This window comes from Bradyrhizobium brasilense, from assembly GCF_029714345.1.
GTDB lineage: Bacteria > Pseudomonadota > Alphaproteobacteria > Rhizobiales > Xanthobacteraceae > Bradyrhizobium > Bradyrhizobium australafricanum.
Map to the genome: position 1 here is coordinate 1568447 of NZ_CP121669.1, position 20424 is coordinate 1588870.

Here is a 20424-nt window from a genome sequence, read left to right on the forward strand (position 1 = left end):
GGCTAGAATGGCTGACGGGGCTAGGGTTTCGCGCGCCTTGATTTTGAGCGCGTCGGTGTTCTCATTTGCGGCAGCACTGCCGGAACGCGGCTTCGCGCAGACCGCCGATCCGTCGGCTCCACGTCCGGCGACCGAGCGGCCGAAGCAGGCCAAGCGGAAGCCGAAGCCGGCGGCCGAAGCTCAGGCGGCGCCGGCGGCGATGAACGCGCGGGCGCAGATCGGCGCGGTGCCGGTGCAATCGCTCGACACCATCACGGCGGTGGCGTCCAAGACCGAGGAGCGTGCGATCGATGCGCTGGCGCCGGTCAGCTCCGTCACGTTGGAGAAGATCCAGGGCCTGCAGCCGAACCGGCTCTCCGATATTTTCTACAATGTGCCCGGCGTCTCGGTCCAGGAGCGCGGCGACGATCCGGCGACTGTCATCAATATCCGCGGCTTGCAGGATTTCGGCCGGGTCGCTGTTGTCGTCGACGGCGCGCGGCAGAACTATCAGCGCACCGGCCACAACGCCAACGGCTCGTTCTTCCTCGATCCCGAATTGATCGGCGGCGTCGACGTCGTGCGCGGCCCGACCGCGAACATCTATGGCTCCGGCGCGATCGGCGGCGTGGTCTCATTCCGCACCAAGGACATCGACGACGTGGTGCGTCCCGGCGAGCGCTGGGGTGTCGACATGTCGGGCTCCTACGGCACCAACACGGACCGCGGCATGGGCTCCGTGTTCGGCGGCGTACGCGTCGATTCGAATGTCGATGTGTTCGGCGGCGCGGTCTATCGCACCCAGGGCAATTACAAGGACGGCGCGGGCGCCGAGATCGGCAACACCGGCAACGATATCGCGGCCGGCCTGATGAAGGTGACGTTCCGCCCGGCCGAAGGCCACGAATTCAAGATCGGCGGCATCTTCCAGGACTATCAGTACAATATCGGTCAGCCGAACCGCGGCCCGACCACGACGGCGGCGCCGCTCGCCGCCATCGCAGGCTCCTCGGTCTACGCCTCCGACGCGAAGAACTACACGGGCACCTTGAGCTGGCGATATTCCAAGCCAGACGACATGCTGTTCGACTGGAACATCTCGGTCTACGGCAACCGCACCGACAACGATCAGGTCAAGACCTACAACAACCGCATCACCACCGGCGGCGGGGTCTGCACGCTCGCCAATCCCGGCAACAACATTTCCGGCTGCGTCGGCGACAAGCGCGGCTATTTGCTGGATACGGTTGGTGTCGACGTCAACAACACCTCGCGCTTCAATTTCGGCGACTGGCGCAACGCCGTGACATACGGCTTCGACGCCTTCCGCGACGATGTCGAGACGTTCGATTCGCGCGGCAATTCCAACATCACGACGCCGGGCGGCCAGCGCACGGTGTCCGGCGGCTTCGTGCAGCTGAAGCAGAACTATTCGACCTGGCTCGAGCTGATCAGCGCTGTTCGCTACGACCATTACGAGCTCAATTCGATCAACACCACGACCAGCGGCGACCGGCTGTCGCCGAAGATCACGCTCGGCGTCACGCCGGTTGCCGGCTTCACGCCCTATGTCAGCTATGCCGAAGGCTATCGCGCGCCGTCCATCACCGAGACGCTGATCGCGGGCGGCCACGCCACCGGAGGCGGGCCGGCGCTGTTCAACTGCCCTGACGGCACCAGCGGCCTGTTCTGCTTCCTGCCCAATGCAGCGCTGCGGCCGGAGGTCGGCAAGAACAAGGAAGCCGGCATCAACCTGAAATATGACGGCATCTTCACCGCGAACGACTCGTTCCGCGGCAAGATCAACGTGTTCCGCAACGACGTCGACGGCTATATCGACCTCGTCGCCTCGACGCCGACCCTGACGCCGTTCGGACGGTTCAGCCAGTTCTATCAGTACCAGAACATCGCCCACGCCCGCATCGAGGGATTCGAGCTCGAGACGATGTACGATGCGGGCGACTGGTTCGTCGGCGTCGCCGGCCATCTGATGCGCGGCCGGAACACCCAGACCAATGTCGGGCTCGCCACTATCACGCCGCGCAAGGTGACGACGACGGGCGGCGTGCGGCTGCTCGACCGTTCGCTGATCATTGCCGCGCAATGGTCCTCGTTCGGCGCCAACAACGACCTGCCGGCGGGCTATCTGCCCTCGACCGGCTACGAACTCGTCAACCTCTATCTGACCTGGAACGCCACCAAGGACATCACCTTCACGGCGTCGGTCGACAACCTCTTGAACCAGTACTACCGGCCTTATGCGATCCCGGGCTCCTCGACCGACGGCACGACGCAGAACGACGTGCTGTTCTCGAGCCCCGGTCCGGGCACCGTCTACAAGGCCGGGCTCAGGATTCACCTAGGTGGAGCGTAACGCGAGACGCCGATCATTCCATCCAGGTTGCTCCGGCCGCGCTGGTGCCCCCAGCGCGGCCTTGGCGCATTCCTTGGCGCGTTCATGTTATTAACGAGATCAACCGGCAGGATCCGGGCATCCGCCGTCAAACAGGAGAGAGTTTTCATGTTCATCGCAATGAACCGGTTCCAGGTGATCAAGGGCAAGGAGCAGGCGTTCGAGACGGTCTGGAAGACGCGCGAATCCTATCTCGGCGATCTGCCTGGATTCATCGAATTTCATCTGGTGAAGGGCCCCGAGGCCGAGGACCACACGCTCTATGCGACCCATACCGTCTGGGCCAGCAAGGCGGCGTTCGAGGACTGGACCAAATCCGATGCGTTCCGCCGCGCCCATTCGCGCGCCGGCAACGAGACCGGCGGCAGCCTCTATCTCGGCCATCCCAAATTCGAGGGTTTTGAGGTGCTGATCACCGAGCGCGCGAAAAGCCCGGCGTGACGGAGGCGGCCGTGCAGAACGCGGAGCTCGCGGGATTGAAGGCCCATATGGCCGACAATCCCGGCGCTGTGATCGAGGACGTCGCGCGTGAGCGCAAGGTGACGCCGCGCGCGGTGCTCGAGGCGCTCCCCGAGAGCATGGTGCGGATCGGCGCCGGTGAATTTGCCGCCGCGATGCAGGACATCGCGGAGTGGGGCGAGGTGACGCTGATCGTGCACACCGATGACGCGATCTTCGAGTTCACCGGCGCCATTCCGAACGGCGAGGTCGGCCGCGGCTATTTCAACCTGATGCAGCCGAAGGGCCTGCACGGCCACCTGAGGCACGAGCGCTGCGCGGCGATCGCCTTCGTCGAGCGGCCCTTCATGGGCAAGGTGTCGGCCTTCATCGCCTTCATCAATCTCGATGGCGGCATCATGTTCAAGGTGTTCGTCGGCCGCGACGAGACGCGCGCGCTGCGCGGCGACCAGCTGGCGCGCTTTCACGCGCTGGCGGACCGCGTCGCGCCGCAGGCGGGCTGACACCAACGAAGGACGGGAGGCGATCATGTCGCAGCGTTGGCTTGGGCGAAGCATTGGGATGGCGGCGTCGGCCGGGCTCGGCATGCTGCCGGGCGCGAGCCTTGCCGCATCCGACGCCGCACTGCTGCCGCGCAACCTCTCGCCCTGGGGCATGTTCGAAAGCGCCGACATCGTCGTGAAGGCGGTGATGGTTGGGCTCGCCTTCGCCTCGCTCGTCACCTGGACGGTCTGGCTCGCCAAGACCGTCGAGATCTGCTGCAAGACAGCGCTCGCCCGGCAGCGGATCGGCCTCCTTGAGCGTGACACCCAGCTTGCTGAAGTCGAGCAGGCGAGCCGCGACGGCAACGATGCGGTAGCGCAGATCGTGCAATCGGCCTCGCGCGAGGCTGCGCTGTCCGGCGGGATGTTCGACGACGGCTTCAAGGAGCGCATCGCGCTGCGGCTCGAACGGGTCGAGGCGGCGACGTCGCGGCAGATCGCGCGCGGCACCGGTGTGCTGGCGACGATCGGCGCCACCGCGCCGTTCGTCGGCCTGTTCGGCACGGTGTGGGGCATCATGAATGCCTTCATCGGCATCTCCGAGGCCCACACCACCAATCTCGCGGTGGTCGCGCCCGGCATCGCCGAGGCGCTGCTTGCGACCGCGCTCGGCCTGGTCGCCGCGATTCCGGCGGTCGTGATCTACAATCACCTGACCCGTTCGATCGCGTCCTACCGCGCGTTGCTCGGCGACGCCTCCGTCATGGTGATGCTGCTGGTCAGCCGCGAGGGCGATCGCAGCCTGTTCCGGCTGGCACGCGCTGCGGAGTAGCAGATGGGCGTCAAGCTCGGATCCAGCGGCGCGTTCAGGCGTCGCGGCGATGACGATCTGGTCGAGGCGCACGAGATCAACGTCACGCCGTTCATCGACGTGATGCTGGTGCTGCTCATCATCTTCATGGTGGCGGCGCCGCTCGCGACCGTCGATCTCGGCGTCGATCTGCCGGCCTCGACCGCCGAGCCGCAGCCGCGCCCGGACAAGCCGGTATTCGTCACCGTGAAGCCCGATCTCTCCGTCGCGGTCGGCGAGGACGTGATCGCGCGCGAGACGCTGACGTCGACGCTCGATGGCGCCACGCAAGGCAGGAAGGACGAGCGCATCTTCCTGCGCGCCGACAAGGCGGTCAGCTATGGCGATCTGATGGAGGTGATGAACCTGCTGCGCAACGCCGGCTATCTCAAGATCGCGCTGGTCGGCCTCGACGGGCGTAGCTGATCCATGAATGCGTACGCGCTTCATGATGCGGGCGACGAGATCTGGCTGAAGCGCTGGGGCCTGTCGGTGGCTGCGATCCTGGCGGCGCATGCGGCAGTGCTCGCGGTTGGCATGAGCTGGGTCTCGGCGCCGCCGCCGGGCGTTGCGGTGCCGGCGGTGCTCGTTGACTTGACGCCGATCACCTCGGCGCCGGAGATTTCGGAGACCGAGCTGCCGCCGGGGCCGGCGGTGCAGGAGGCCGACGCGTCGCCGCCGGAGCCTGCCGCCGCGCAGACCGTGCCGCAGGAGATCGCGCCGACGCCGATGCAGGAGAAGCCCGACGTCGTCGCACCGCCGGAACAGAAGCAGCAGATCACGCCGCCGCAACCCGAGCCCGCGAAAGTCGTTCCAGAGAGGAAGGTCGAACCGGTCAAGCCGAAGGTGGTTCGTCGGGACGCAATGAAGCCGTCCGAGGCAACGCCGGCGCCGCGCACCAGCGCGCCGAGCCGCGCCGAACGGCAGGCGCCGGCTGCGTCCGCGATCAGCGCCGGCGCAGCCGCGTCAGCGATCGCGGCCTATAACGCCCGCGTCCGCGCGCATCTGCTGCGCTTCCATTCCTATCCCGCGGGCGGTAACGGCCAGCGCGGTGTGGTCCGCCTGGTGTTCACGCTCGGCCGCGGCGGGCAGGTGCTGTCGAGCCATCTCGGCGGCTCCTCCGGCAATCCGACCTTCGACGCGCGGGCGCTGGCGATGGTGCGCCAGGCCCAGCCGTTTCCGGCGTTTCCGTCCGAGATCACGCAGGGCTCGATGGGTTTTTCCGTGCCGGTCGCGTTCGCGCCGCGGTAGTGCGCGACCTCATTGAGAGAGGCCGCACATCTATTTCCGTCATCCTGAGGTGCGAGCCTTGCGGCGCACTTGCGCCGCTGGGCGAGCCTCGAAGGATGCACGGCCCGGCTGCTGGCCGTCGATCCTTCGAGACGCGCTTCGCGCTCCTCAGGATGACGGGGATAGATTGAGTTCGCTTCAATACGCCGGAAGCTCAGTTACTCCTTCACCGCGCCGGTCAGCGACGACACGTAGTAGTCGACGAACAGCGAGTAGAACAGCGCGACCGGCAGCGAGCCGAGCAGCGAGCCGGCCATCAGCGCGCCCCATTGGTAGACGTCGCCGGTCACGAGCTCGGTCAGGATCGCGACCGGCACCGTCTTGTTGGCGCCGCTCTGAATGAAGGCGAGTGCGTAGATGAACTCGTTCCACGACAGCGTGAAGGAGAAGATGCCGGCCGAGATCAGGCCGGGCACCGCGAGCGGCAACGTGATCCGCCACAGGATCTGCAACCGCGTCGCGCCGTCGACCAGCGCGCATTCCTCGAGCTCGTAGGGGATCGACTTGAAATAGCCGATCAACAGCCAGGTGCAGAACGGCACCAGGAAGGTCGGATAGACCAGGATCAGCGCCAGCGGTGAATCGAACAAGCCGAACTGCACGATCACGGTGGCGAGCGGAATGAACAGGATCGACGGCGGCACAAGATAGGCGAGGTAGATGCCGAGGCCGACATAGGGACTGCCGCGGAAGCGCAGCCGCTCGATCGCGTAGGCGGCGAGCGTCGAGGCGAACAGCGACAGGAAGGTCGAGCCGATCGCGACCAGCATGGTGGTCTTCAGCCAGCGCGGATACGCCGTGTCGAACAACAGATGCTTGATATGCGCGAGCGTCGGCGAGGTGATCCAGAACGGATTGTGCTCCTTGTAGTTCAGCAGCTCGGCGTTCGGTTTGAACGAGGTGACCGCCATCCAGTAGAACGGAAACAGCAGGATCAGGATGAAGCAGGCCAGCGGCAGATAGATCATCACCACGCGCCGGGCGCGGGAGTCCCACGCCATCGTATCGGGCGTGGCGCTGGCGACGTTGGAGGATTGGGCTGCAACGTCAGTCATTGGCTTCTCCCTGCTGCCATTTGCGGCGCGCGAGGCCGAAGTAGCTGAACAATGTTGCGAACACCAGGAACGGGATCATCGAGACGGCGATCGCGGCACCCTCGCCGAGCTCGCCGCCGGCGATGCCGCGCTGGAACGCCAGTGTCGCGAGCAGATGGGTCGAGTTGACCGGGCCGCCGCGGGTGATGGCGTAGACCAGCTGGAAGTCGGTGAAGGTGAAGATGATCGAGAACGTCATCACGATCGCCAGGATCGGCATCATCATCGGGAAGGTGATGTAGCGGAAGCGCTGCCAGGAGGTGGCGCCGTCGAGCATCGCCGCCTCGTAGAGCGAGGGCGAAATGGTCTGCAGCCCCGCCAGCAGCGAGATCGCGACGAACGGGATGCCGCGCCAGATATTGGCGGCGATCAGCGAGAACCGCGCCGGCCAGGGCGAACCGAGGAAGTCGACATTGCTGTCGCGCCAGTGCAGCACGTCGACCAGGAGATAGGAGATGATCGAGAACTGCGGATCGTAGATCCACCAGAACGCCAGCGCGGAGAGCACCGTCGGCACGATCCACGGCAGCAGCACGATGGCGCGGATCAGGCTCTTGAACGGGAAATGGTTGTTGAGCAGCAGCGCCAGCCAGAAACCGAGCGCGAACTTTCCGAAGGTCGCGACCGCGGTGTAGAAGATCGAATAGAACACCGCGTTCCACCACAAGGAATCCTTGAGCAGATACTGGAAGTTCTCAAGTCCGATGTAGATGCCGCGCTGGCCGATCGTGGTGTCGGTGAAGGCAAGCCAGATGCCGAGGCCCAGCGGATAGGTGAGGAACACCAGCAGCAGGCCGATCGCAGGCGCAAGGCACATCACGATCAGGAACGGCTTGTAGTCGAACAGGCGCGCGAGCCAGCCCGGCTGGTGCAGCGCCGCGCCGCGTGAGGGGAGAGTGGTGACAGACATCAGGTTCTTGTCTCGGTCCGACTTCCAGGGTCATTCCGGGCTGGTGCGTTAGCACCAGACCCGGAATCTCGAGATTCCGGGTTCGATGCTACGCATCGCCCCGGAATGACAGCGGCTTGAGGTCGATCTTACCGGCCTTGCCGCCGGAAGTACCGCTTGGCGCGCTGTTCGGCCTCCGCTGCGGCGGCCTCGGGCGTTGCGGCGTCGGTCGCGACCGAGGCGCACATCTGCACCAGCACATAGTCGGCGTTCACGGCACCGGTCGCGGTCGAGATCGGCCCCTTGTAGCCGTTGTAGTAGGGGCTCCGCATCGTGTCCTTGAAGATCGCGACCTTGGGATCGCTCGACCACACCGCCGCGTCGGCATAGGCCGCCAGCGGCTGCGACCAGTAGCCGGAGTTGGCGTTGAGCCACGGCTCGTACTGCTCGTGCTCGAGCATGAACTGCAGGAACGCCTTCGCCGCGTTCGGATACTTGCTGTGCTTGAACACCATTGCGTTCAAGGTCAGGCCGGACATCGGAGAGGTGGGGGCCAGGCCCTTGATCAGGAACTGATGCGCGGTGTCGTCGGCGATCGCCTTGGTCGCGGGATCGTTTTTCAGCGAGAAATACAGCGAGACGCCGTTTGCGGTCAGGCCGATTTCCTGCGACGAGTAGGCGCGGTTGTTGGAAACGTCGTTCCAGGACGGCGTGCCGGCAATGAAGGTCGGATAGAGCTCCTTCAGATATTTCAGCGCCGCGATCGTCTCCTTGCTGTTGATGATGATGTTGCCTTCCTCATCGAGCAGCGCGGCGTTGTGCGACCACAACAGCCAGTTGGCGAAGCCGTTGCCGTCGCCGACCGCGTTGCCGAGTGCGAAGCCCGCGGGCTTGCCGGCCGCCTTCAGCTTCTTGCAGAGTTCGAGGAAGCCGGCGTGGTCCTCCGGCACCTTGTCGAAGCCGGCGGCGTTGACCAGCGACTTGCGGTAGACCAGCGGGCCGCCCGAGGCGCCGAACGGCAGGCCGACCCAGCTCTTCGACTTCGAGCGCATGCCATATCGGCGCGCCAGCGTGAGCCATCCGCCATAGCGCTTGTCGAGATAGTCGGCGACATCGGTCAGCTCGATCAGCTTGTCGATATAGATGTGCGGCGCGTCGCCGAAGCCGATGATGATGTCGGGGCCGGCGCCGGAGTTCGAGGTCACGGCGGTCTGCTGGTTGATGTCCTCCCAGCCGACGAAGTCGACTTTGATCTCGACACCGGTCTTGTCGGTGAATTTCTTGGCATTGGCGCGGAACACGTCCTCGTCGGCCTGGACGAAGCGCACCGGCCGCAGCATGCGCAAGGTGGCGTCCTTTTCGATCGGCAGCGACGGCGCCGCCACGTCGGCTGCCTTCACCTTCGACGCCTCCTGCGCCGAAGCGCCGGTGACCGCCAGCGCCGCTGCGGAAGCCCCCAGCACCAGCGCGTCGCGACGCGTGATCTCGTACTTCATGTCGTTCGCACTCCCGTTCTTATTGTTTCGTTGTTGTTTTTCCTTCCCGGCGTTTGGCCGCCGGTGAAGGTGTTTTGGTCTCGGCGCCAGCCGCGCAAAGGGCCCGCAACAGACGGGCCCCGCACGAAAAGCGCATTCCCGCCCTAGCTGTTCGGACCGCGATCCATGCTGACGGGCTGCCAGCGGCGCAACGCGGTGTTTTGCAGCACCGACGGGTTGACGCAGCTTACCGGCCACATGCCTTGCAGCACTAGTGACAATTCGTAGCCCACCCGGCGCTTGCGCGCCTCGTCAAAACGTGCCGATGCCGAGGCGACATGGGCGGTCAAGGTAACATTGTCCATCCCGAGCATCGGATTGTTGTGCGACGGAGGCTCCTTTTCCAGCACGTCGAGCGCGGCGTGGGCGATCCAGCCCTCCTGCAGCGCCTTGATCAGCGATTCCTCGTCGACCGTGGCGCCGCGGCCGGTGTTGATGAAGATCGCCGACTTTTTCATCTGGCGAAAATGCTTCTCGGTCAGCATGTGGTGCACTTCGGGCCGCGCCGGGGCGTGCATCGAGACGAAATCCGACTGCGACAGCACCTCCGACAGCGTCGAGGGGATCACGCCGTGGTCGTACATCAGGGTTTCCTGGATGAAGGGATCGTAGGCCACCATCCTGAGGCCGAACGGCGCTGCGCGCTTGGCCACCGCACGCGCGACCCGGCCGAACGAGATGAAGCCGAGCGTCTGGCCCATCAGCCGCGGAATCTTTAAAAGCGCCGGACGGCCCTCGGCCCAGCGGCCGGTGCGCACCATCTTGTCCTGCTCGATCAGGCGGCGGAAGCCGGCGAGCAGCAGCATCATGGCGTGGTCGGCGACCTCCTCGATGAAGGTGTCGGGGATGTTGGTGACGGGGATGCCGCGGGCGGTCGCGGCCTTGACGTCGACCGAGTCGACGCCGACGCTGCCGAGCGTGATCACCTTGCAGTTCTCGAGCGCGTCGATCGCCGCCTTGGTGATCGGCATGCCCTTGGCGTAGATCGCATCCGCGGTGCGTGCCGCCGCGATGAATTCGGCCTCGTTGGCCGGCGCCTCGACGATCTCGGCGCCGATCGGATCGAGCGCCTCGCGCTCATAATCGTAGCCGCCGCCGGCGACCGTGAAGCTCGCGCCCTTCGGCGTGACCACCCTGAATTTCGACATTGTCTGCTCCCGATGTGAGTCTGCTGTTCTTGCTTCTTGCTGGTTTGCTTCTTGATCTTGATTCTTCTTGCTTCTTGGAGCGCGGCTGGGTCGCCGCCTTCCCATGCTTGTACGCGAGCTGTGCTGTTCTCTCCACAATTGCCGGTTGGTCCGCGGCCTGATTCTCCGGGCTTCTACGGGGAACCTCCGTAACCATCAGGTAAAGGGTCTCACATTACGGTGCGCGGAATCAATCCGCCAATCGCGTCGCGTTCCCCGCCTCTTCTGGAGACCCCCGTGAAGCTGTCAAATCTGAAGATCACCCCCAAGCTCGGCATTCTGGTGGGGGTGACCCTCCTTGGCCTGTGCACGGCCGGCATCCTCGCCGGTCACCTGATGCAGCGGGAGATGTTGAATGCGCGCATCGACCAGGCCAAGGCAATCGTCGAGATGGCGAAGAACATGGCGGCGGGCCTGAAGAAGGATGTCGATGCCGGCAAGCTGACCAAGGAAGCGGCACTGGCCGAGTTCGGCAAGCGTGCCAACACCCTGACCTACGACAACGGCGCCGGCTATCTGTTCGGCACCGACTACAGCGGCATCACGGTGCTGGCGCCCGATCCGAAGCAGGTCGGAACCAATCGCATGGACGTCGTGACCAATGGTCGCAAGCTCTCGCAGGAACTGATGGACGGCGTGAAGGCCAAGGGCGAGATCCTGCTGTTCTATGATTATGTGAAGCCCGGCCAGGAGACGCCGATCCGCAAGCTCGGCTACGCCGTCGCGGTCCCCGGCTTCGATATGTATCTCGGCACCGGCGCCTATCTCGACGATATCGATGCCAAGATGCGGCCGATTGCCTGGCTGCTCGGCCTCGCGATCCTCGGCATCGGCATCGTTTCCGGCTCGGTCGCCTGGCTGATCGGCCGCAGCATCTCCCGTCCGCTCAACCTGCTCGGCGCCCGCATGCGCGACATCGCCGACGGCAAGCTCGATGGTGACATCCCCGGCGTCGGCCGTAGTGACGAGGTCGGCGGAATGGCGGCTACGGTTCAGGTCTTCAAGGACAATGCGGTTCGCATCCGCGGTCTGGAACAGGCCGAGGCAGAGACCAAAGCACGCGCCGATGCCGAGCGCCGTGGTGCGATGGAGAATATTGCCAACGATTTCGAGCGCAGCGTGAACGGCATCGTCCGCACGGTGGCATCCGCTGCCGCCGGCATGCAAACCACGGCGCAGTCGATGACCGCGACCGCAAGCGACGCCAGCGCGCGGGCTGCGACCGTCGGCGCTGCGTCCGACAGCGCTTCCAACAATGTCGGCACCGTCGCCGCTGCCGCCGAGGAGCTCTCCAGCTCGGTTGCGGAAATCTCCCGCCAAGTGGCGCGCTCCAGCGAGGTCGCGAGCCAGGCGGTAGCCGATGCCGAGCGCACCAACGCCACCGTGCAGGCGCTCTCCACCGGCGCCGAGAAGATCGGCGAGGTGGTCAAGCTGATCCACTCGATCGCGGCCCAAACCAACCTGCTCGCGCTCAACGCCACCATCGAGGCGGCACGCGCCGGCGAATCCGGCCGCGGTTTCGCAGTGGTCGCCTCCGAGGTGAAGGCGCTGGCCAACCAGACTGCGAAGGCGACCGAGGAGATCTCGGCGCAGGTCGCGGCAATGCAGGCTTCCACCGGCGAGGCCGTGACCTCGATCGGCGGCATCACCGCGACCATCGCGCAGATGAGCGAGATCACCGCCTCGATCTCGACCGCGATCGACCAGCAGGGCGATGCGACGCGCGAGATCGCGCGCAACATCCAGCAGGTCGCGGCCGGCTCGAGCGAGATTTCCGCCCATATCGGCGGCGTCACGTCAGCGGCCGCCGCCACCGGCACCGCGGCCGGCGATGTGCTGTCGAATGCCCGCGAGCTCGACACGCAATCGGGCATGCTGCGCAACGCGGTCGACGAGTTCCTGCAGAAGGTTCGCGCGGCGTAAGCGAGCCGCGTAGGGTGGGGTAGCGATGCTACGCCACCCTACGATTCCGCATCCCCCGTCATCCTGAGGAGCGCGCTCTTGCGCGCGTCTCGAAGGATGCACGGCCACCAGTGGGGCCGTCGATCCTTCGAGACGGCCGCGCTGCGGTCTCCTCAGGATGACGGAGTTGGCAGACTTCGTCGCGTCGCTTCGCTCGCAATGACCGGGGCCTACTGCTTCTCGATCCCGGCGTCGGCGATCAGCTTTTCCCACAGCACGAGCTGCTCCTTGAGGAATGCCTCGAACTCCTCGGGCGTACCGGAGAATGCCTCCATGCCGCGCTCGGCGAGCTGGCTCTTGATATCCGGCCGCTCGATGATCTTGCGGATCTCCGCATTCAGCCTGACGACGACGTCCCTCGGCATGTTGGCGGGGCCGAGATAGCCCTGCCAGGAGGTGATATCGAAGCCCTTCACGGTGTCGTCCATCGTCGGCAGGTCCGGCAGCAGCGCCGACTTCCGCTTGGTGGTGACGGCGAGCGGCTTCAGCACCTTGGCGTTGACGTGCGGCAGCCCGGTTGGCACGTCGATGAACATCATCGAGATGCGGCCGGCGATGACGTCGGTCAGTGCCGGCGGTGAGCTCTTGTAGGGCACATGCAGCAGGTCGATGCCGGCGAGGCGCGCGAAGGTCGCGCCGGAGACGCTCGCCGACGACGAGCCGCTGGCGTAGCTGTACTTGCCCGGCTCCTTCTTGGCGAGCGCGATCAGCTCGGCGACCGAGTTCGCCGGGATGTCCGGATGGATCACCAGCATGAAGGGCAGGTCGCCGGTGCGCGCGATCGGCGTGAAATCCTTGATCGGATCGTAGTTCATGGTCTTGAGCAGATACGGATTGGCCGAGTGCGTCGTGTTCGTGGTGACGAACAGCGTGTAGCCGTCGGGGACGGAGCGGGCGACATAGTTCGCCGCGATCGAGCCGTTGGCGCCGGCCCGGTTGTCGATCACCATGCCGACGCCGAGCGCAACGCCGAGCTCCTTGGAGATCAGCCGCGTCGTGGTGTCGGTGCCGCTGCCGGCGGCAAACGGTAGCACCAGTGTGATGTTGCGGGTGGGATAGGTCTGGGCAAGTGCCGCCCCGGATATCGCCGCAAGCGCGGCGGCGGCTGCGGCCGCCAGGCAGCAGTATCGTCTCAATCCCATGACCATGTCGTCGTCCCCCCGCGCAGGCCCTGAACAGGCCCATTGCGGCCGAAGCTAGCCCGGCCGCCATGGCTGCGGAAGCCGTGCCGGGAGCAGCCTTTCGCCGCATGGCCACTCCCGGGCCGTCGCAGGGGCGCGCTGCCAAAAATATCGAAAACAACCCCATGCAAAGGAGCCGGTGGCGGCCCGCCCGACCAGACAACTTGACACGGCGGGCAAATCAGTGGCATTATTCCGATAGTCAGAAATCTGGCGTGGGGGCCGCTACGATCCCGCCGGGAAGACCTGCGCGACGTGAAACGCCTTGGTGGTGATGAGCCACCGGCCGTCGATCCGATGAAACACCAGATGATCGATGAAGCCGGTTTGGCCGGCCCTGACGCGCACCTTGGCGACGGCCAGGTCGGACGCGGTCTGGTCGATGCCGATGATGGCCTCCTCGCGCGGCGAGTTCATCGACGCCGGCGAGGGACGGCTGCGGATGAAGTCGCGGAATTCCGCGGCCGACCGCACCGTATGCTTGCCGTCCCGGATGCCGTGGACGATGCAGGCATCGGCGAAGACGTCGCGGAACCGGCTATCGTCGACGTCATACATCAGGTTGAAATATCCATCGATCGCGGATGCGATGGCCTGGATGTCGCTCATAGCAAAATCTCCTTTGCGGTTGATGTGGCGGTGGCCGCACCCGGATCGAACCGGTGATCTGCGCCGACAGTGGCCGATATGGTGGCGGAGTGCTACGACTGGGCGGTCATCTCTTGGATGACTGAGAGGCATCGGCATGGACGAAGTTGACGGTCGGCTGGTTGGCGGCCTGGTGGTCCTCGCGGCGCTGGCGGATGCGCGCAGTTTTGGCCGGGCCGCCGAACGGCTCGGCATGACGCAATCCGGGGTCAGCAAGGCGATCGCCAAGCTCGAGGCGCGCCTCGATGCCAGGCTGGTTCACCGCACCAGCCGCGCCGTCGAGCTCACCGAGGAAGGACGCGCGCTATACGAGCGGGTTGCCGCGCATCTCGCGGGGATCGGCGAGGCGGCGGCGGAGACCTCGAAATCGCGCGATGCGGTCCGTGGCAGGCTGCGGGTCAATGTCGACCCGTTGTTCTCCCGCATGGTGCTGTCGCCGAAGCTGAGCGAGTTCCTGCTGCAGAATCCAGGCATGGAGCTGCGTATCGAGACCCGCGACCGGATCGCGGATCTGGTTAGCGACGGTTTTGATCTGGCGGTGCGTTTCGGCGAGCCGACGCCGTCGGCGCTGATTGCGCGCCGCGTACTCGATACGCGCGTGCTCACCGTGGCCTCGCCGATCTATCTCGAACGACACGGCCGGCCGCTTGATCCGCGGGAGCTGGCAAGCCGCGACCATCAGTGCATCCATGCAATCGACGCGGCGACCGGGCGTCCCTTCGATTGGGAGTTTCGGCGCGGCGGCGAGGTCGTGCCGGTCGCGGTTAACGGGCGGCTCACCGTGACCGATTCGGGAACCAAGCTCGGCGCTTGCCTGGCCGGCTTCGGCATCGCGCAGGTGATCGATCTCGGCCTCGACGATCACCTGAGGAGCGGCGCGCTGATCGAGCTGTTTCCGGACTGGCCCGACGAGCGTTTTCCGCTCTACGTCTATTACGCCTCGCGTAACCACGTGCCGGCCAAGGTGAGGCGGTTTATCGACTTCATCACGGAAACCCTGGCGGCAAAGTCGCATTTGCCACGCAAATCCGCCGGCTTGCGCAAGGTTGGCTAGTCTAGTGCTTCGCCGACGTCTTGGCCGATCCTTGCCGCGAGGCGATGATGACGCCGGCGAGCACCAGCGCGTAGCCGATCAGATGGAACGGCGCGAGCGTCTCGCCGAGCAGCAGGATTGCCATCGCCGAGCCGAACACCGGCACCAGATGGAAGAACGGCGCGGCGCGGTTCGGGCCGATCAGCGCGACGCCGCGGTTGAAGAACAGATAGGCGAGCGTGGACGGGAAGATCAGCACATAGGCGAGCGTTGCGCCGGTCAGCAAGTCGAACTTCAGCGTCACGCCGTTGGCGAACTCCCAGGCCGCCACCGGCAGCAGCATCAGCGCACCGCCGCAGGTGGTGAACGAGATCAGCGAGAGCTGATGGATCTTCGGTCGCCGCGGGATCAGCGCCGAATAGAGCCCGAACGACACCAGCGAGGCGCCGAACATGATGTCGCCGCGGTTGAAGCTGATGCTGGCGAGCGCGGAGAAGTCGCCGCGCAGGATGATGGTCAGCACACCGGCCAGCGAGATCGCGATGCCGGCCAGCTGCGCCGGCGTCAGCCGCACGCCGAACAGGATCAGCGACCACAGCGCCACGAACAGCGGCCCCGCCGACTGGATCAAGAGCGCGTTGAGCGCCTCGGTGTACTGCATCGCCCAGTAGGAGATCGCGTTGTTGAAGGCGAAGCCGACCGCGGACAGCAGCAGCATCAGCGGCAGGGCGCTGCGCAGCTTCGGCCAGTCCTGCTTCAGATGCGGCCAGGCGAACGGCAACAGGATCAGGAAGACGCCGAACCAGCGGATCGTGGTCAGCGTGACCGGCGGCACATGGCTGCCGACATGGCGCGCCAGCACGATGTTGGCGGCCCAGAACAGCGACGTCAGGCTGAGCAGCAGATAGGGCTGGTTATTGAGCCAGTTGAGCGGTGAGCGGCGTGGCGTTGTGGCAGGTGCGGGCAAAGCGGTCATTATCGGGCGGATGTTGTGCCCGAATCCGGCACGGCGACAAGACGAAAGAGCGGATTGGAGCCATGCGTGGTCACACCGGTTGTTGTTCGCAGCGCTACGGCAGCTCAATTCCGTCATCCTGAGGTGCGAGCCTTGCGGCGCAATTGCGCCGCTGGGCGAGCCTCGAAGGATGTACGGCCCGGCTGTGGCCGATTCATCCTTCGAGGCTCGCTCCGCTCGCACCTCAGGATGACGGGGAAAGGTCTTGCGCGTGTCCCGGACGCCTAGCCTATTTCTGCGGCCCCGACAGCGAGATGTCGCGCTCGGCGCGGAACACGTTGCTGTAGAGATTGGCGATCCATTGCCGTCCGCTCGAGGTGATGTTGAGGTGGCGGATCGCCTTCTGCACATGCGGGGCGACGCTGTCCCAGTAGAACCGCGGATAGCGGTCGACGAGATCGGCCGGCGAATCGTAGCCGAGCTGGCGGTTCAGTCCGGCCTCCTCGAATTCGATGTACAGCGCATTGGCCTTGCGGATGTAGTGGGGATCGCCGAGCTGGCCGATCAAATCGGCGGCCCGCAGCAGGGTGGCCTCTTCGCCGAAATCCTCATCGTCATCAGGGGCGCTCAGCGGAAAGCGGGTGCCTTCGATGGCACGCACAATGCGCTCCTTGTCGAGCAGGGTGACGCCCTTGAGCCGCTCCATCACGAAGATCTTGGAGCGGTCGACGTGGTAGGACATCAGCGCCGCATCCGACGAGCCGCGCGGCAGGATGATCTTGCGGCCGTCGGCATCGACCAGATAGCCGTCCTGGCCGTCGGCCTCGAACAGCCCGCGCACATAGCCGATGTCATGGGTGAGGCAGGCGATGATGACATGGGCATAATCCTCGGCGCTCATGTGCGAGTGCAGCGCGCGGCCGCGCAGGATGTCGTGGCCGGCCAGCGTCACCAGCATGGTGTGCTCGACATTGTGATAGAGCGCGTCGCTGTTGCCGATGCATTCGAGCGCGATCCGGGCGATCGAGGGCACCATTTCCACCAGCTGGGTCTGCGAAGAGCCGAACCGGCGCTGCATGTACTCGCCGAGGAACTTGCCGAGCGCGTCGGCCGCTAGTTCTGGAAGGGTCATCACGGCCTTGACCTCCGAGAGCTGGCCTGAGTTTACGGCCCGGCGGTATTTCAGGCTAGTCCTGCGATGTGACATAATCGTTGCGGCCAACCGATGTGCCTTGGGCGGGAGCGGGTGATGGGTGTCGATCTCTTGAACGTCAAAGGCCTGAACGAGCTGGACCGCGAGGCGCCGGTCGTGATGGTCAATCTGATGCGGTTTCGCCCGCGGTCGCTCGACGGCGACGGCTCGGGCTGGGATGCCTATTTGCGCTACAGCGCGCTCACCGTCCCGATGATCAAGGCGCGCGGCGGCACGCTGCTGTGGACCGGCAGCGCCGAGACTGTCGCCCTCGGCGAGCCGGCCGGCCAGCGCTGGGATTATCTCGCGCTGGTCTACTACCCGAGCGTCGCCGCCTTCATCGACATGATGACCTCGGCCGACTACGAAGACCGCTGCGACCCGCATCGCCGCAACGGCTGCGAGGAGCACGTCATCATCGCTACGCGCGAGGCCTACAGCAAGTTCAAGGTGGGGTAGCCGAGCCGCTTGCCCAAGAGGTGGTCCGTCACCCTGAGGTGGCCGCTTCTTCAGCGGCCCTCGAAGGGCGACGGCCCGACTGCGGCCGATTCATCCTTCGAGGCTCGCCCAGCGGTGCAATTGCGCCGCAAGGTTCGCGCCTCAGGATGACGGGGTGAGAATTGTAGCGAGCGGCCTCCCCCCGCCGTCGTCCTGGCGAAAGCCAGGACCCATAACCACCGCATTCGATTGAGCGTGCGATCGTGGCCCCAGCCTCGCACAACAACAAGCGGTTGGGGTAATGGGTCCTGGCATTCGCCAGGACGACGCTGAATACATGCACATTCTCTCAGGATGACGGGTCTGAAAGCGGCGCGAGCGGCTTCAATGCCGCGTGGCAGGCGCCCTGCACGACACGGCAGACCTCATCCCCCGACCGCCCCGCGCTCAGTGACGCGAAGGTCGGATAGCTCGTCAGCGCGAAGATCAGGTCGACCGCGTCCTTGCGCGCCTGCGGCGATGCATGCTTGCCCGCGATGCGGTCGACCAATGCGGTGACGCCGCGGCGGCGGCGCTCGTTGCGCTCGCGCACGGCCTCGGCGAATTCGGGATCGGTCGCCATCGCGTCGTGCAGCCGGCCGACCGCGGAATCCCGGCTCCAGAATCCGCAGAAGATCTCCACCATCCGGTCGAGCGCGGCGCGCGGATCGGCCATTGTCATGGCGTCGGCGAGCCGGTGCAGCCCGCCATGGCGCGCGATCTCGTCGAACACGGCCTCGAGCAGCCCGCGCCGCGAGCCGAACTGGTTGTAGACGGTCAGCCGGGTCACGCCGGCCGCCTTGGCCACCGTATCCAGCGAGAAGCGCGCGATTCTTTCGTCGCGCAATGTGCGCGAGGCGGCCTCGATCACGCGCTCGCGGGTTTCAGCGGCGGCGGCGCTGCGCGCCGGGCTCACATAGCTGCGCGGCGGCATCGGTTTGCCTTGCTTTCGTCAGATTGACTATACATTATGTATATCTAATTTCCAATGCCCCATCCGGAGCGACATCATGCAGACCGCCCTCATCATAGCGCTGTCCCTTCACGTCCTGTCATCGGTGTTTTGGGCCGGCTCGAGCTTCACCCTGGCGCGCACCGGCGGCCTCGGCGGCGAAAAGCTGCTGTTTCCGCAAATCGGCGCCGCGACGGTCGCGATCGTGACCGGCGCCACGCTCTGGCGCCTGGTCCATGAAGGCTCGTTCGCCCTGTCGGAGCAGATCCTGGCCGGTGGTGCGATCGCAGCACTGGCTGCAATCGCCGTGCAGATCATCGTCGGCGGCGGCGCGGTCCGGCAGCTGCGCAGCAGCGTGGACGATACGTCAGCCGCACGCTCGCGGCTGGCGGTTGCCCAGCGCATCGCCGCCGGGCTGCTCGCGATCACCGCGCTGTGCATGGGCGCGGCGCGCTATGCGTGAGCCTGGAGCCTTTCCCGTTCCGATAGAATCGCAACGGGGCTCCAGACTCTTGTTGTGACGCGTTTTCTTCACGCGAACCGGTATCCACTTCGCTCGAAAACGCTCTAGAACTTCCGCACCAGGTCCGGAGTGATCTCCTTCAGGCTGCGGATGCCGAGCAGCGCGAGATCGCGGTCGATCTCGGCATGCAGCAGCGAGATCGCGCGCGCCACGCCGGCCTCGCCGGCGACCACGGCGGCATAGAGGAACGGACGGCCGACCCAGACGAAATCAGCACCGAGCGCCAGCGCCTTGATCACGTCGGTGCCGCGGCGGATCCCGCCGTCGACCATCACAGTCATGTTGCCCTTCTGCGCCGCGATCTCCGGCAGCGTGCGCAAGCCGGAGACGGTGTAGTCGAGCTGGCGGCCGCCATGGTTGGAGACCATGACGCCGTCGCAGCCATGCTCGCGCGCCAGCTGGGCGTCTTCCGGCGCGATCAGTCCCTTCACCACGAGCTTGCCGCGCCAGCGCTTGCGGATCAGCTCGACATGCTTCCAGGCCAGCTGGTCGCGGCTGCCGATGTTGCGCATCAGGTTCTTGGACAGCACCGGCGGGCCCTGCTTGGCGTCCATGTTCTCGAAATGCGGCATGCCGTGATTGAACACGGTGCGCGCCCAGGTGTTGAGCAGCCAGTCGGGATGGGTGATGGTGTCCCAGAACACCCGCGGCGTGATCTCGAGCGGCACCTGGAAGCCGTTGCGGATATTGTTCTCGCGGTTGGGCGGCACCGGCACGTCGGCGGTGACGACGAAGGTGTCGTAGCCGGCCGCTGCGACGCGGTCGACCAGCGGCTCGATCCGCTCGGGAAGGCCGGCGAGATAGGCCTGGTACCAGGCCGAAGGATTGGCGGCGCGAACGTCCTCCAGCGTGATCAGCGAGGAGGCCGACAGGATCATCGGGATGTTGGCGGCAGAAGCGGCGCGCGTCAGCACGATGTCGCCGCGATAGGCGCACAGCGCGGACGAGCCCATCGGCGGAATGCCGAACGGCGAGGCGTAGCTCTTGCCGAACAGCGTCGTGGTCTGGTCGCGGCCGGAGACGTCCTGCAGCACCCGCGGCACGAAGCCGTATTCCTCGAACGCCCGGCGATTGTCGGTGCGGGCCATATCGGTCTCGGCGCCGCCGGAGATGTAGCCGTAGAGGAATCTCGGCAGCAGCCGGCGCGCCTGCGGCTCGAAATCGTCGAGCGTGAGATAGCGCCGCAGATGCCGGGGTACGGCGGGTGCAGCGCGGTTGACGGTTACGGGAGGTGGAGAGGGGGCTGCGGTCCGGTCGTGCACGTTGAGCGTTTCCGTTGTTCTTGGTTCTTGGTCGGAAGGCCAGACTAGAGCATGATCCGGA

At 65.6% G+C, this 20424-nt stretch carries 20 protein-coding genes; 10 read left to right on the forward strand and 10 right to left on the reverse strand.

Translation table 11 applies throughout. From position 1 onward, the window contains the following. Positions 1 to 7: 7 nt before the first annotated feature. The 6 genes from QA635_RS07120 to QA635_RS07145 all read left to right on the forward strand — a co-directional run bounded on the left by QA635_RS07120 (position 8) and on the right by QA635_RS07145 (position 5434). Positions 8 to 2353 (forward strand): TonB-dependent hemoglobin/transferrin/lactoferrin family receptor, encoded by a 2346-nt coding sequence (locus QA635_RS07120; protein ID WP_283068113.1) that lies wholly within the window; start codon positions 8 to 10, stop codon positions 2351 to 2353. Positions 2354 to 2500: 147 nt separating this feature from the next. After that, complete coding sequence (gene hmuQ, locus QA635_RS07125) at positions 2501 to 2833, forward strand: heme-degrading protein HmuQ (protein ID WP_021080657.1); 333 nt, start codon at positions 2501 to 2503, stop codon at positions 2831 to 2833. Positions 2834 to 2880: 47 nt separating this feature from the next. Then, positions 2881 to 3354 (forward strand): heme utilization cystosolic carrier protein HutX, encoded by a 474-nt coding sequence (gene hutX, locus QA635_RS07130; protein WP_425249174.1) that lies wholly within the window; start codon positions 2881 to 2883, stop codon positions 3352 to 3354. 58 nt (positions 3355 to 3412) lie between these two features. Then, positions 3413 to 4165: a tonB-system energizer ExbB gene (gene exbB, locus QA635_RS07135; RefSeq protein WP_283071492.1), complete on the forward strand. Its 753-nt coding sequence runs from the start codon at positions 3413 to 3415 to the stop codon at positions 4163 to 4165. Between the two features lie 3 nt (positions 4166 to 4168). Beyond that, positions 4169 to 4609: a TonB system transport protein ExbD gene (gene exbD / locus QA635_RS07140; protein ID WP_283068115.1), complete on the forward strand. Its 441-nt coding sequence runs from the start codon at positions 4169 to 4171 to the stop codon at positions 4607 to 4609. Positions 4610 to 4612: 3 nt separating this feature from the next. Continuing rightward, entirely contained in the window at positions 4613 to 5434 is an 822-nt protein-coding gene (locus tag QA635_RS07145; protein WP_283068116.1) for an energy transducer TonB family protein, read from the forward strand. Between the two features lie 197 nt (positions 5435 to 5631). On the opposite strand, the gene QA635_RS07150 is transcribed toward QA635_RS07145, so the two are convergent. The 4 genes from QA635_RS07150 to QA635_RS07165 form a co-directional block, all read right to left on the reverse strand. After that, positions 5632 to 6474 (reverse strand): carbohydrate ABC transporter permease, encoded by an 843-nt coding sequence (locus QA635_RS07150; protein WP_016840579.1) that lies wholly within the window; start codon positions 6472 to 6474, stop codon positions 5632 to 5634. Between the two features lie 46 nt (positions 6475 to 6520). Next, positions 6521 to 7477, reverse strand: a complete 957-nt coding sequence (locus QA635_RS07155) for a carbohydrate ABC transporter permease (RefSeq protein ID WP_283068117.1) — start codon at positions 7475 to 7477, stop codon at positions 6521 to 6523. Between the two features lie 128 nt (positions 7478 to 7605). After that, positions 7606 to 8952, reverse strand: coding sequence for an ABC transporter substrate-binding protein (locus QA635_RS07160; RefSeq protein ID WP_069276553.1), 1347 nt, complete (start codon positions 8950 to 8952; stop codon positions 7606 to 7608). Positions 8953 to 9095: 143 nt separating this feature from the next. Further along, complete coding sequence (locus QA635_RS07165; protein WP_283068118.1) at positions 9096 to 10139, reverse strand: C-terminal binding protein; 1044 nt, start codon at positions 10137 to 10139, stop codon at positions 9096 to 9098. A 276-nt stretch (positions 10140 to 10415) separates the two neighbouring features. Between QA635_RS07165 and QA635_RS07170 the strand changes: the two genes are divergently transcribed. Beyond that, the gene (locus QA635_RS07170) at positions 10416 to 12101 is read left to right on the forward strand and encodes a methyl-accepting chemotaxis protein (protein ID WP_283068119.1); all 1686 of its coding nucleotides are present in this window, start codon (positions 10416 to 10418) and stop codon (positions 12099 to 12101) included. Positions 12102 to 12310: 209 nt separating this feature from the next. On the opposite strand, the gene QA635_RS07175 is transcribed toward QA635_RS07170, so the two are convergent. Then, complete coding sequence (locus tag QA635_RS07175; protein ID WP_425249137.1) at positions 12311 to 13288, reverse strand: Bug family tripartite tricarboxylate transporter substrate binding protein; 978 nt, start codon at positions 13286 to 13288, stop codon at positions 12311 to 12313. 258 nt (positions 13289 to 13546) lie between these two features. Further along, positions 13547 to 13930: a nuclear transport factor 2 family protein gene (locus QA635_RS07180; RefSeq protein WP_283068121.1), complete on the reverse strand. Its 384-nt coding sequence runs from the start codon at positions 13928 to 13930 to the stop codon at positions 13547 to 13549. A 136-nt stretch (positions 13931 to 14066) separates the two neighbouring features. Between QA635_RS07180 and QA635_RS07185 the strand changes: the two genes are divergently transcribed. Further along, entirely contained in the window at positions 14067 to 15023 is a 957-nt protein-coding gene (locus QA635_RS07185; protein WP_283068122.1) for a LysR family transcriptional regulator, read from the forward strand. Between the two features lies 1 nt (position 15024). Here QA635_RS07185 and QA635_RS07190 read toward each other — a convergent pair whose 3' ends face one another. Continuing rightward, positions 15025 to 15978: a DMT family transporter gene (locus tag QA635_RS07190; RefSeq protein ID WP_283068123.1), complete on the reverse strand. Its 954-nt coding sequence runs from the start codon at positions 15976 to 15978 to the stop codon at positions 15025 to 15027. A 268-nt stretch (positions 15979 to 16246) separates the two neighbouring features. After that, entirely contained in the window at positions 16247 to 17092 is an 846-nt protein-coding gene (locus tag QA635_RS07195; RefSeq protein WP_283068124.1) for a metal-dependent phosphohydrolase, read from the reverse strand. A gap of 114 nt (positions 17093 to 17206) precedes the next feature. On the opposite strand from QA635_RS07195, the gene QA635_RS07200 reads away from it, so the two are divergent. Next, positions 17207 to 17608 (forward strand): DUF1330 domain-containing protein, encoded by a 402-nt coding sequence (locus tag QA635_RS07200; protein ID WP_283068125.1) that lies wholly within the window; start codon positions 17207 to 17209, stop codon positions 17606 to 17608. Between the two features lie 328 nt (positions 17609 to 17936). On the opposite strand, the gene QA635_RS07205 is transcribed toward QA635_RS07200, so the two are convergent. Beyond that, entirely contained in the window at positions 17937 to 18560 is a 624-nt protein-coding gene (locus QA635_RS07205) for a TetR/AcrR family transcriptional regulator (RefSeq protein WP_283068126.1), read from the reverse strand. 76 nt (positions 18561 to 18636) lie between these two features. Here QA635_RS07205 and QA635_RS07210 point away from each other — a divergent pair, with 76 nt between their 5' ends. After that, entirely contained in the window at positions 18637 to 19041 is a 405-nt protein-coding gene (locus QA635_RS07210) for a hypothetical protein (protein ID WP_283068127.1), read from the forward strand. Positions 19042 to 19145: 104 nt separating this feature from the next. Here the strand turns inward: QA635_RS07210 and QA635_RS07215 are convergent, their stop codons facing one another. Next, on the reverse strand, positions 19146 to 20363 hold the full coding sequence (locus QA635_RS07215) for an alpha-hydroxy acid oxidase (RefSeq protein ID WP_341850417.1): 1218 nt from the start codon (positions 20361 to 20363) through the stop codon (positions 19146 to 19148). Positions 20364 to 20424: the final 61 nt, after the last annotated feature.